At 72.5% G+C, this 12,352-nt stretch carries 8 protein-coding genes; 4 read left to right on the forward strand and 4 right to left on the reverse strand.

Translation table 11 applies throughout. The features are described from left to right. Window positions 1-13: 13 nt before the first annotated feature. From ACZ66Z_RS05920 to ACZ66Z_RS05930, 3 genes are all read right to left on the reverse strand, one after another. Complete coding sequence (locus tag ACZ66Z_RS05920) at window positions 14-1,453, reverse strand: MFS transporter (protein ID WP_469932778.1); 1,440 nt, start codon at window positions 1,451-1,453, stop codon at window positions 14-16. Then, the gene (locus ACZ66Z_RS05925) at window positions 1,450-2,880 is read right to left on the reverse strand and encodes a 4-hydroxyphenylacetate 3-hydroxylase family protein (RefSeq protein WP_469932779.1); all 1,431 of its coding nucleotides are present in this window, start codon (window positions 2,878-2,880) and stop codon (window positions 1,450-1,452) included. Before ACZ66Z_RS05925 ends, ACZ66Z_RS05920 begins: the two co-directional genes overlap by 4 nt. A 174-nt stretch (window positions 2,881-3,054) precedes the next feature. After that, the gene (locus tag ACZ66Z_RS05930; RefSeq protein ID WP_469932780.1) at window positions 3,055-4,044 is read right to left on the reverse strand and encodes an AraC family transcriptional regulator; all 990 of its coding nucleotides are present in this window, start codon (window positions 4,042-4,044) and stop codon (window positions 3,055-3,057) included. A 118-nt stretch (window positions 4,045-4,162) separates the two neighbouring features. Between ACZ66Z_RS05930 and ACZ66Z_RS05935 the strand changes: the two genes are divergently transcribed. After that, entirely contained in the window at window positions 4,163-5,104 is a 942-nt protein-coding gene (locus ACZ66Z_RS05935) for an SDR family oxidoreductase (protein WP_469932781.1), read from the forward strand. A gap of 417 nt (window positions 5,105-5,521) precedes the next feature. On the opposite strand, the gene ACZ66Z_RS05940 is transcribed toward ACZ66Z_RS05935, so the two are convergent. Beyond that, entirely contained in the window at window positions 5,522-6,685 is a 1,164-nt protein-coding gene (locus ACZ66Z_RS05940) for an RNA-guided endonuclease InsQ/TnpB family protein (protein WP_469932782.1), read from the reverse strand. Between the two features lie 155 nt (window positions 6,686-6,840). Between ACZ66Z_RS05940 and ACZ66Z_RS05945 the strand changes: the two genes are divergently transcribed. The 3 genes from ACZ66Z_RS05945 to ACZ66Z_RS05955 all read left to right on the forward strand — a co-directional run bounded on the left by ACZ66Z_RS05945 (window position 6,841) and on the right by ACZ66Z_RS05955 (window position 12,118). Next, window positions 6,841-8,835 carry an alpha-1,4-glucan--maltose-1-phosphate maltosyltransferase gene (locus tag ACZ66Z_RS05945; protein WP_469932783.1) on the forward strand — a complete coding sequence of 665 codons (1,995 nt, stop codon included), beginning with the start codon at window positions 6,841-6,843 and terminating at the stop codon, window positions 8,833-8,835. Further along, the gene (treS, locus tag ACZ66Z_RS05950) at window positions 8,832-10,547 is read left to right on the forward strand and encodes a maltose alpha-D-glucosyltransferase (RefSeq protein ID WP_469932784.1); all 1,716 of its coding nucleotides are present in this window, start codon (window positions 8,832-8,834) and stop codon (window positions 10,545-10,547) included. The genes ACZ66Z_RS05945 and treS overlap by 4 nt, the downstream gene beginning before the upstream one ends. A 233-nt stretch (window positions 10,548-10,780) precedes the next feature. After that, complete coding sequence (locus ACZ66Z_RS05955) at window positions 10,781-12,118, forward strand: maltokinase N-terminal cap-like domain-containing protein (protein WP_469932785.1); 1,338 nt, start codon at window positions 10,781-10,783, stop codon at window positions 12,116-12,118. The last annotated feature ends 234 nt before the right edge of the window (window positions 12,119-12,352 follow it).

Below are 12,352 nucleotides of genomic sequence, written 5' to 3' on the forward strand. Positions count from 1 at the left end.
CGTGGGGACGGGGTCAGTAGGGGTCGGGCACCCGCTCCTTCGGTGCCGTGGTCCGCGCCGGGAGGTGCGGGCGTACGGAGAGCAGGGCGGCCAGGGCGGCGAAGGCGGCGCCGGTGAGCAGGGCGGCGCGGAACCCGGCGGTCTCGGCGGCGGCCCGGGCCGCGGCCGTGGCCCCGGTGCCTCCGGTACGGGTGGTGGCGACGGCCACCAGGACGGCGAGGCCGAGGACGGAGCCGAACTGCTGGCTGGTGTTCACGAGTCCGGAGGCGAGTCCGGTCTCGTCGGGCGCGGCCCCGGCGGTGGCGGCCACGTTGGTGGTGACCGTGACCAGCGGCAGGGCGGCGCCGAGCAGGAGGCTGGGGGCGAGGACGGTGCTCGCGAACGTGCCGGTGGGGGTGAGCGCCAGGGCCAGCCAGAGGGTCCCGGCCGACAGCAGGACGAAGCCGAGGGTCATGGTCCGGTGCAGGCCGACGCGGGAGATGATCCGGCCGGTCTGCGGGGCGACCGCGACGACGACCAGGGACAGCGGCAGGAGCCCGAGGCCGCCGCCGAGGGGCGCGTACCCGAGGACGTTCTGGAGGTAGAGGCTCACCAGGAAGAACATCGGGAACAGCGTGGTCTGGGCGAGGGCGGCGAGGACGTTGGCCAGGCGGAGCGCGGGCCGGGCGAGGACCGGGGGCGGGACGAGCAGGGTGGCGGCCCGGGTCTCGACGGCCGCGAAGACGAGCAGCAGCGCCAGGCCGGCGCCTCCGGTGCCGAGCGTGCGGGCGGAGAGCCGTCCGGCGTCGGCGCCGCCGACGAGGGCGTGGGCGACGAGGCCGAGGCCGGCGGTGGCGGTGAGCGCCCCGGCGAGGTCGAAACCGCCGCGGCGCACGGCTCCGGGCCGGGGGGCGAGGATCCGGAGGGCGAGGGCGGCGAGGACGGCGGCGAGGAGCACGTTCAACCAGAAGGTGGCGCGCCAGCCGAGGGCGTCGGTGAGGACGCCGCCGAGGACCGTGCCGAGGACGCCGCCGAGGCCGCCCATGGCGGCGAAGGCGCCGAGGGCCCGGTGCCGGGCGGGGCCGTCGGGGAAGAGCAGGAGCAGCAGGGCGAAGGCGGCGGCCGCGGCGAGGGCGGCGCCGACGCCCTGGGCGGCGCGGGCCGCGACGAGGGCGTCGGCGCCGGGGGCGAGACCACCGGCGGCGGAGGCGACGGCGAGCAGGCCGAGGCCGCCGAGGAAGACCCGCCGGTGGCCGAGGAGGTCGGCAACGCGTCCGCCGAGGAGGAGCAGTCCGCCGAAGGCGATGAGGTAGGCGTTGGCGACCCAGGAGAGGCCGGTGGAGCCGGATCCGAGGTCCTCGCCGACGGAGGGCAGCGCGACGTTGACGATCGCGGTGTCCGTGATCAGCAGCAGTTGGGTGGAGGCGAGGAGGGCGAGCGCCCCGCGCCGTGGGGCCGTCGGCGGGGTCGTCACCGGGTCGTCCCCAGGCCGTAGCCGTCGAGGCAGGCGCGGGCGAGGTCCTCGCACTCCCCCGCCGAGCCGGCCCAGGTCTGCATGGTGAGGTAGACGTGCGGGGCGCCGTGGTAGAAGCGCTCGTACTGCTCGTGACGGCCGGCGAACTCCGAACCGAGCGCGTCCCAGGCGAGTTTGAGGAGCTTGACGCGGTCCTCGGCGGGGTGGTCGGGCGTGGCGAAGTAGCGGCGGACCAGCGGCCCGAGTTCGGGGTGGAGGAGGTCGCGGCCGCTCGCGGGGAGCTGGACGAGGGCGCCGCCGGCGAGGAGCCTGACGTCCTGGACGGCGCGCGGGTAGAGCTCGCCGGCCATGATCCGCTGGGCGAAGGAGATCTCCTGCCCGGGGCGGACGCCGCCGCGCCCGCCGTCGACCTCCTCGTACGAGGCCTCGGCGGCGAGCACGAAGGCCTTGGCCTGGGCGACCATGCCGAGGAGCCGGCCGAGGGCCTGGGTGACGGCGGGCAGCTTCTCGGTGCCGTTCGAGCGGGTGATCAGGATCGCGAGGCCGGTGAGGAACTCCAGCTTGGTCCAGAAGCGGGTGGCGGACTGGTGGACGAGGTTCAGGTAGGCGGGGGTCCGCCACCAGATCGCGCCGGTGGTAGCCGGATCCCGGTAGGTGAGGACCCGTTCCCAGGGCACGAAGACGTCCTCGCAGACGAGCAGCGCGTCGTTCTCGTCGTACCGGGAGGAGAGCGGGTGGTCGAAGACGGACCGGGCGCGCTCCTCGTAGGAGGTGCGGGAGATCAGCTTCAGGCCGGGGGTGTCGAGCCGTACGGAGAAGGTGACGGCGTGCTCGGCGTCGTCGTCGGCGAGCGGTTCGATGGTGCCGACGAGGAGTTCGTCGGCGAAGACCGCGCCGGTGCCGATGGTCTTGGCGCCGCGGACGACGATCCCGCCGTCGCGTTCCTCGACGACCCGCAGGGTGAGGTCGTCCTCGCCGCGGCCCGGGGCCGGGTTGGTGAGGGTGAACGCGGTGTGCAGGTCGCCCTCGGCGAGCCGGCGGTGGAAGGCGAGGGCGTGGTCGGCGCCGTCGAAGGCCCCGCCGGTGAAGACGGCGGGCGCGGCGGCGAACCCGGCCGCACCGGCGGCCATGTAGTCGGGGGTGCGGCCGAGGAAGCCGTAGCTCGCCTCGGCGGTCGTGCGGAAGGCGCGACGGCGGGCGACGAGGTCCTCGTACGAGCGGGGGACGGCCCCGGCCCGGCGCACCCCGCCCTTGACGAGGACGGGTCGGTGCACGGGGTCGGCGGCGAGGTCGAAGAGCCCGGCGAAGGAGGCCGCGGTGGCGCGGAAGGCGGGGTGGGCGGTGACGTCCTCGACGCGCTCCCCGTCGAGCCAGATCTCGCGCCCGTCGCGCAGTCCCTCCAGATACTCCTGCCCGGACCTCGTCACCGGTGTCTCGCCTCTCCTCGGGGGTCGCGGCTGTGCCGGTCCCGAGCCTGACCGGGGCGGCCCCGGCCGGACAATGAACGTCCGTCCAGGGGTCCTTAAGAACCGGCCAGGGACTCCCGAAGATGTCAGGTCGGGAAGCCCGGAGGCGCCGGCCGGGACCCGGCCGGGGGCGGATCAGGCGGCCCGGGCCTCTCCCGAGCGGTACTCGCCGGGGGTCATCCCGAACCACTTGCGGAAGGCGAGGTGGAAGCCGACGGCGCTCCGGTAGCCGACCCGCTCGGGCACGGCGGACTGCGGGAGGGAGGTCTCGGTGAGGAGCCGGCCGGCCTCCTGCATGCGGCGGGCGGAGAGGTACCGGGCGGGGGACTCCCCGACGAGCTCGCGGAAGGCGGCGGTGAACGCGGAGCGGGACATGCCGACCTCGCGGGCGAGGGAGTCGATGGTCCACGGCTCGGCGAACCGGGTCGCCATCATGACGACGGCCCTGCTGATCCCGGGGTGGCGGAGCAGCGGCAGCGAGGCCGGGTTGCCGGCGAGCTCGCGGAGCAGCGGGCGGAGCGCGAGGACGAGCGCCATCTCGAAGGCGCGCAGGGTGATGAGCCGGTCGCCGGGGCCGACGGGCCGGTCGGGGGCGGCGAGCAGCCGGAGGGTGTCGCGGAGCAGCGGTTCGCGGTCGACCTGGGGGGCGTCGAGGACGAGGGCCCAGGGCAGGGAGGTGTAGAGGCCGGTGGCGGCGCTGGCGTCGTAGTGGAGTCCGGCGCACAGGAGGCGGCTCTCGGGTCCGCTGCCGTCGATGACGATCTCGCCGGAGGTGCCGGGTTGTCGTTCGGGCAGGACGGCCTTGAGCGGGACGCCCTGGCGTTCGGGCCGGTCGGAGAGGCGGTGCGCGGCGCCGGTGGGGAAGACGACGAGGTCGCCGGCGTGGAGTTCGACGGGGGTCTCGTCGTCGGCGGTGATCCAGCAGTCGCCCTCGACGACGTAGTGGAGGACGGCGCAGCTGCGTTCGGCGTCCCCCTCGATGGCCCAGGGGGCGCGGACGTGCCAGCGACTGTCGAAGACGCCGGTGAGCCGGAGGGGTTTGAGGAGCTCGCTCAGCAGGTCCTCGTGCTCGCCCCCGCCGGGAGGATCGAGGGGGTCGTGCCGGTCGGTTCCCACGGTTTCCATGGACGATCCTTCAACTTCCGCCCCGGTTTGTTAATTGAACGGCCGAAGCCGCCGCGGCGAGCCTGGAGGGACGCAGACACGGCAGCGGTGACAGCCTATCGAAGGGCCTCAGACACACATGTCCAGTGAGATTCCGATGCGGGTGGCGGTCGTGGGCGCGACCGGCTTCCAGGGCGGCGCGGTGGCCCGCCTCCTCACCGAGCGCCACCACCGGGTGCGGGCCCTGACCCGGCGCCCGGAGGCGGACCGGCCGCCGCTCCCCGGCGCCTCCTTCCTCGCCGGCGACCTGGGGGTCCCGGGCGACGTGCGGCGGCTCTTCGCGGGGGCCACGCACGCGTTCGTCACGATGCCGCTGGTGTACGACGAGGGGCGGGTGGAGGCGTACGCGCGGAACGTCGCGGAGGCCGCCCTGGCGGCGGGCACGGAACGGCTCGTGTTCAACGCCAACACCCGGCTCCCGCTGGGCCCGACGGACGTCGCCGCCTTCGAGACGCGGCGGCTCGCGGAGCGGGTGCTGCGGGACAGCGGCGTGCCGCTGGTGGTGCTCCGGCCGCCGGTGTACCTGGACAACCTGTTCTCCCCGTGGAACGGGCCGGCCCTGGTCGACGACGGCGTCCTCGCCTATCCGCTGCCGGAGTCCGCGCGGACGGCGTGGCTGTCGCACCGGGGCCTCGCGGAGACGGTGCTCGCGGCGCTCGCCCGGGAGGACCTGGAGGGCCGGACCTTCGACATCGGCGGGGACCGCGCCCTGACGGGCCGGGAGCTGGCGGCGGCCTTCGGGCGGGGGCTCGGCCGGGCGGTGCGGTACGAGGAGCTGGATCCGGCCGTGTTCGAGCGGGGCCTCGCGCAGCTGCTCGGCCCGGAGACGGCGGCGGGGGTCGCGGGGATCTACCACTACATGGCGAGCGGCGCGGATCCGCTGCTGATGGCGGACGACGACGGGGTGTCGTCGGAGGTCCTCGGCGTGACACCGGCCCCGGTGGAGGAGTGGGTGGCCCGCCAGCCCTGGCAGGTGTGGGCGACGGACGCGGAGGAGCCGGACGCCGGCCTCCTCCGCTGAGCCCCGCACGGGAAGCGGCCCCGCCCCCTCGGGCGGGGCCCTTTTCTTGTCCGGGTCCCGTCCTTGCCCTCACCCCTACGCCCTAGTAGTTAACAAGGCGCCGGATTGCCCACCCGACAACCGTGGGAAGGCTCCTCCGGTACGACCCCCGACCCCGCCCCCCGTGCCCCTCGTTCATCCCAGTTCATCCCTGTGGACCCGCCATCCGAGTGAACGCGGACAGGAGCCGTCATGCCCGCAACCCGCCGGCCGCCGACGGAGCTAGAAAGAGCGCACCACCACCCGCACCCCCGACAACCGTCAGGTGATGCTGTCGACTTCTCGGCCCCGAAGGACCGAGTTCGTCACCCGATCCGCGAAAGGCCGTGATTGCAAGTGGAGCGCGACTGGCTGCCGCGTGGACCCCTGCGTCCGGAATCAGCGTGTGCCGATTCTGGGGCGGTCGACCGCGCCCCGCTTCCACACGGCATCGCCCCGGTGGGCGATGTTGCGGGAGCCGTTGTGGTCCGCGTGCAGGACGGCCCCGCAGGACCGGCACACGAACCGTGCCTGGGTCACCCTGTTCGCGCGATGGGTGTGCTTGCACTCCGAGCACCGGCGGGAGGTGTTGCGCGGGTCCACGAAGACCACGGGCACCCCCGCCCGGCGCGCCTTGTACGCGACGAAGCCGCCGAGCTGGGCAAACGCCCAGGAGTGCAGTCGTGCCCGCTGGTCCTTCTTGGCCGTGACCCTCTGCCGGATGCCCGAGAGGTCTTCCAGGGCGATCCCGCGCGAGGTGCGTTCAGCGGTGGCGACGAGTTGTTTGGCGATGACGTGATTGGTGTTCGCGGCGTGCCGCGCCTCCCGGCGTCGGAGGCGCTTCAGGGCCCGCTTCGCGGACTTGGTCCGCTTCTTCTGCAGCTTCTGCCGGAGGTCACGGTGCCGCTGCCGGTAGCGATTGAGCCGGCGGCCGGCCAGGATCTCGCCGTCGGAGGTGGTGGCGATGTTGACGACGCCCAGGTCCACGCCGAGGAAACCGTCCGGCTCGAACACCTCGGGCTCGGGCAGGTCGATGGTGGCGATCAGGAAGAACATGCCGTCCCGCCACACCAGGTCCGACTCTCCCCTGCGGGAGGCCAGCAGCTTCATCGCCTCGGCGGAGCAGACGAAGGGGATGTGCTTGATCCGCCCGGCCACGGTCCAGATCGACACCGTGCGGGCGTCGAGGTTCCACGTCAGGATGCGGTCGTCGAACGGCTGCGCGGCGTCCTCACGAAAGGCGATCGGCTTCGACTCCGCTCGCAGGCGGCGCTTCGAACCCTCCCGACCGAGGTTCCCGGCCCTGATGTTGCCCTTCAGGGTGGCGTAGGCGTCGCAGACCTTCTTCACGACCCGAACGGCGGGCTGGGCCCCGAGGTCGTAGTCCGCTTTGAGGGCGAAGTACACCTCCTTCTGCAGCACGTTCCGCCGCTTGAGGTCCTTGGCGAACGCCACCGACGAGGCGTGGTTCGCGGCCCGGTTGCAGGCACGCAGGGTCGCCGCCAGCGCGTCCGCGTCATACGCGGACGCGGGCAACAGCTTCACCTGTGCCACAAAATTCACGCAAATCACGCTAGTACGATCGATCATCGGAGAGCAAATTGCCCTCAGAGCATGCCGGAGACAACACCGCCACCGCGCGGCTCCGCTCCAAGGACGCCTTCCCTTCCGCCCACGAAGGGCCCGGCCCCCAAACGGGAAGCCTTGTGAATCCGCTCATGGGACGCATTCCCGTACTGGACGTCCGTCCACTGGTCGACTGCGGTCGGCGCCCCGCGAAGGCGGTGGCCGGAGAGACCTTCGAGGTGACGGCGACCGTCTTCCGCGAGGGCCACGACGCGGTCGCCGCCAACGTCGTGCTGCGCGGCCCCTCGGGCCGCCCCGGCCCCTGGACCCCGATGCGCGAACTGGCCCCGGGCACCGACCGGTGGGGTGCCGAGGTCACCCCGGACGCCGAGGGCCCGTGGACGTACACCGTGGAGGCGTGGAGCGACCCGGTGGCCACCTGGCGCCACACGGCGAGGATCAAGATCCCGGCCGGGATCGACTCCGAACTGGTCCTCGCCGAGGGGGCCGAGCTGCACGAGCGGGCCGCGAAGGGCGTCCCGAAGAAGGGCGGTGGCCGGGAGGCCGTGCTCGCGGCGGCGGACGTGCTGCGCGACGCGTCCCGCCCGGCGGCCGTGCGGCTCGCGGCGGCGCTCGCCCCGCAGGTGGTCGACGCCCTGGACCGGCACCCGCTGCGCGAACTGCTCTCCGCCTCGCCCGCGTTGCCGCTCCAGGTGGAGCGGGAGCGGGCCCTGTTCGGCTCCTGGTACGAGTTCTTCCCGCGCTCGGAGGGCGTGCGGAAGGTCAAGGGGCGCACGGTCCCGGGGAACTTCCGCACGGCGGCCGAGCGGCTCCCGGCGGTCGCGGCGATGGGCTTCGACGTGGTCTACCTGCCGCCGGTGCACCCGATCGGCGAGACCCACCGCAAGGGTCCGAACAACTCCCTGTCGGCCGGGCCGAACGACGTCGGCGTGCCGTGGGCGATCGGTTCGCCGGAGGGCGGGCACGACGCGCTCCACCCGGACCTGGGCACGTTCGAGGACTTCGACGCCTTCGTGGCGCGGGCCCGGGAGCTTCGTCTGGAGATCGCCCTGGACTTCGCGCTCCAGTGCTCCCCGGACCACCCGTGGGTGGAGAAGCACCCGGAGTGGTTCCACCACCGGCCGGACGGTTCGGTCGCGTACGCGGAGAACCCGCCGAAGAAGTACCAGGACATCTATCCGATCGCGTTCGACGGGGCTCCCGACACCATGGACGGCATCGTCGCGGAGACCGTGCGGATCCTGCGGTTCTGGATGGACCACGGCGTCCGGATCTTCCGCGTCGACAACCCGCACACCAAGCCGGTGGTGTTCTGGGAGCGGGTGATCGGCGAGGTCAACCGGGCGGACCCGGACGTGATCTTCCTGGCGGAGGCGTTCACCCGCCCGGCGATGATGCGGACGCTCGGCGCGATCGGCTTCCAGCAGTCGTACACGTACTTCACCTGGCGCAACACCAAGGAGGAGCTGACGGAGTACCTCACCGAGCTGTCCGGGGAGACGGCCGCGCAGATGCGGCCGAACCTCTTCGTGAACACCCCCGACATCCTGCACGCCTACCTCCAGGAGGGCGGCCGGCCCGCGTTCGAGGTGCGGGCGGTGCTCGCGGCGACGCTCTCCCCCTCCTGGGGCATGTACGCCGGGTACGAGCTGTGCGAGAACACCCCGGTGCGGGCCGGCAGCGAGGAGTACCTCGACTCGGAGAAGTACCAACTGAAGCCGAGGGACTGGGAGTCGGCGGAGCGGGCCGGGGCGACGATCACCCCGCTCATCACCGCCCTGAACCGGATCAGGCGCCGTCACCCGGCTCTCCGCCGGCTGCGGAACCTGACCTTCCACGACACCGACAACCCGCAGGTGATCGCGTACTCGAAGCGCTCGGGTTCGAACACCGTTCTGGTGGTCGTCAACCTCGACCCGCACCACACCCAGGAGGCGACGGTCTCGTTGAACATGCCGGAACTCGGCCTCGACTGGCACGAGACCGTGCCGGTGCGCGACGAGCTCACCGGCGAGACCTATCACTGGGGCAGGGCCAGTTACGTGCGCCTGGAACCGGGTGTCACGCCCGCGCACGTCCTCGTCCTGCGACCGTCCCCGCAGACCGGAGGGTCACCCACCTCATGACGACTGTCAACGAGCCCGTCCCCGACACCTTCGAGGACACCCCCGCCAAGGACCGCGATCCCGACTGGTTCAAGCGGGCGGTGTTCTACGAGGTCCTCGTCCGCTCCTTCCAGGACAGCAACGGGGACGGCGTCGGCGACCTGAAGGGCATCACGTCCAAGCTGGACTACCTCCAGTGGCTGGGCGTGGACTGCCTCTGGCTGCCGCCGTTCTTCAAGTCCCCCCTGCGGGACGGCGGCTACGACGTCGCCGACTACACGTCGGTGCTCCCCGAGTTCGGCGACCTCGCCGACTTCGTGGAGTTCGTCGACGCGGCCCACCAGCGCGGCATGCGCGTGGTCATCGACTTCGTCATGAACCACACCAGCGACCAGCACCCGTGGTTCCAGGAGTCGCGGCGCGACCCGGACGGCCCGTACGGCGACTACTACGTCTGGGCGGACGACGACAAGCAGTACGCCGACGCCCGGATCATCTTCGTCGACACCGAGTCCTCCAACTGGACCTTCGACCCGGTCCGCAAGCAGTACTACTGGCACCGGTTCTTCTCGCACCAGCCGGACCTCAACTACGAGAACCCGGCGGTGCAGGAGGAGATCCTCTCCGCGCTGAAGTTCTGGCTGGACCTGGGGATCGACGGCTTCCGGCTCGACGCGGTGCCGTACCTGTACCAGCAGGAGGGCACCAACTGCGAGAACCTCCCGGCCACCCACGCCTTCCTCAAGCGGGTCCGCAAGGAGATCGACGACCACTACCCGGACACGGTGCTGCTCGCCGAGGCCAACCAGTGGCCGGAGGACGTCGTCGACTACTTCGGCGACTTCCGCTCCGGTGGCGACGAGTGCCACATGGCCTTCCACTTCCCGGTCATGCCGAGGATCTTCATGGCCGTGCGGCGCGAGTCCCGCTACCCGGTCTCCGAGATCCTGGCGAAGACCCCGGAGATCCCCTCCGGCTGCCAGTGGGGCATCTTCCTGCGCAACCACGACGAGCTCACCCTCGAAATGGTCACGGACGAAGAGCGCGACTACATGTACGCCGAGTACGCCAAGGATCCGCGCATGCGGGCCAACATCGGCATCCGGCGGCGGCTCGCCCCGCTCCTCGACAACGACCGCAACCAGATGGAGCTGTTCACCGCGCTGCTCTTCTCGCTGCCCGGCTCGCCGGTGCTCTACTACGGCGACGAGATCGGCATGGGCGACAACATCTGGCTCGGCGACCGGGACGGGGTGCGGACCCCGATGCAGTGGACCCCCGACCGGAACGCGGGATTCTCCTCCTGCGACCCGGGGCGGCTCTACCTTCCGGCCATCATGGACCCGGTCCACGGCTACCAGGTGACCAACGTCGAGGCGGGCATGGCCTCGCCGTCCTCGCTCCTCCACTGGACGAAGCGGATGATCGAGATCCGCAAGCAGAACCGCGCCTTCGGGACGGGGACGTACACGGAACTCCCGGCGTCCAACCCGGCCGTACTGGCCTTCCTGCGGGAGACCGCCCCCGAAGAGGGAATGGATGCCGACCTGGTGCTGTGCGTGAACAACTTCTCGCGCTTCGCGCAGCCCACGGAACTGGACCTGCGACGGTTCGCCGGCACGCACCCCGTGGAGCTGATCGGCGGGGTGAGGTTCCCGGCCATCGGACAGCTGCCGTACCTCCTGACCCTTGCGGGGCACGGCTTCTACTGGTTCCGTCTCAAGAGGGGCTGAGCGGGAGCCAGTTCCCGTTCGAACCGGGTGGGACGGTTGCCCCCGTCCCACCCTGGGCACTGTGAACGACACACGATTCAGGTCCATACGGGTTTACTCACCGGACCCGTACGGATCTTCCCTTTCCGACACGTCCCGCACATCCGGACAGTCACAGCCGCCATCCGGGACACTCTGCGCATTTGAACGCATACGAAAGCCACTTGCGCGCCCCGGGGAAAGGACGCGATGCCATGCCGGAGACCGCATCCACCACCCGGGCCCCGGACGCCCTCCTTCCGTCCCTCGCCCCCCTGCTCCACGAATGGCTGCCACGGCAGCGCTGGTTCGCGGGCAAGGGCCGCCGGGTCACCGGATTCACGCTGGACGCGGCCACCGAGCTGCTGCCCCTGGACGGCACCGGGCCCGGACTCCTCCACCTCCTCGTACGGGTCGAACAGCCGGGACGCCCGGCCGGGACGCCCGCCGACTGCTACCAAGTGCTCCTGGGCGTACGGTCCCAGCTGCCGCCCCGCCTCGCCCCCGCCCTGATCGGGCGGATCCGGCAGGGACCGCTCGCCGGACGGGCCGTGTACGAAGGGCTGCGCGACCCGCGGCTCGCGGGGCTCTTGTATGAGCGCCTCCGCAGCCCGGGCCGAACAGGCCCCCTCCGCTTCCACGCCACGACCGCCCTGCCGCCCGCCCCGGCCCCCCGGATGCTGGACGCCGAGCAGTCCAACTCCTCCCTGGTCTACGGAGATTCGTTCATCCTGAAGATCTTCCGGCGCGTCAGCCCCGGAGCCAACCCGGACCTGGAGCTGCCGCTCGCCCTCGCGGGGGCCGGCTGCACCCGGGTCCCGGCCCCGGTGGCCTGGTTCGAGTCCGGGGCCTCCACCCTCGGCGTCCTCCAGCCCTACCTCCGGGACTCCCGGGACGGCTGGCGGCTCGCCCTCGACGCGCTCGCCGACGGGCGGGACTTCACGACCGAGGCGCGGGCGTTGGGGCGCGCGACGGCCGAGGTCCACCTGGCCCTCGCCGAGGCGCTCCCCACCCGGCGCCTCGCCCGCTCGGAGACCGAGCAGTTGGCGGCGGCGATGGACCGGCGGCTGCACGCGGCGGCCCAGGCGGTCCCGGCCCTCCTGCCGCACGTGCCGGGCCTGCGGGCCGTGTTCGCGGCGGCGAGCGGTGGGAGCGTGGTGCAGCGCATCCACGGGGACCTGCACCTCGGGCAGACCCTGCGCGGCTCCGACGGGGCCTGGGCCGTCATCGACTTCGAGGGCGAACCGGCGAAGCCGCTGGACGAACGGCGCAGCCCCCAGCCCACCGTCCGCGACGTCGCCGGAATGCTCCGTTCCTTCGACTACGCGGCCCGCACGCACCGGCCCTGGAAGCCGGACTGGGCGGCGCGGTGCCGGGCGGCGTACTGCACGGGCTACGCGGAGGCGGCGGGCGTGGACCCCCGGGCGGACCCGGCCCTCCTGCGGGCCTACGAGACGGACAAGGCGGTGTACGAGGTCGTGTACGAGGCCCGTCACCGGCCGGACTGGCTCCCGGTCCCCATGTCCGCCATCGAACGCCTCGCCACCTCGTGACCCTCCGGGCGGGACCGCGCCCGGAGGGGCGGCGCGTCCGCGTTCCGCGCCTGGGCCCGCACCACTTCGCGCGGCGCACCACGTGGTGCGGGTCAGGGCAACGGGAGCCTCGGGCGCCGGCAAGGGCGCCGTCCGTTGTGCCCACCCGTTCCGCCCCAGCGGAACAGTTGCCCACAACGGGGGTGGGCGGGGGCGCCGCCCCGGCGGGGTGCCGTGCCGACCCGTTCGGAGCAG

The sequence above is a fragment of the Streptomyces sp. NPDC107498 genome, from assembly GCF_055582805.1.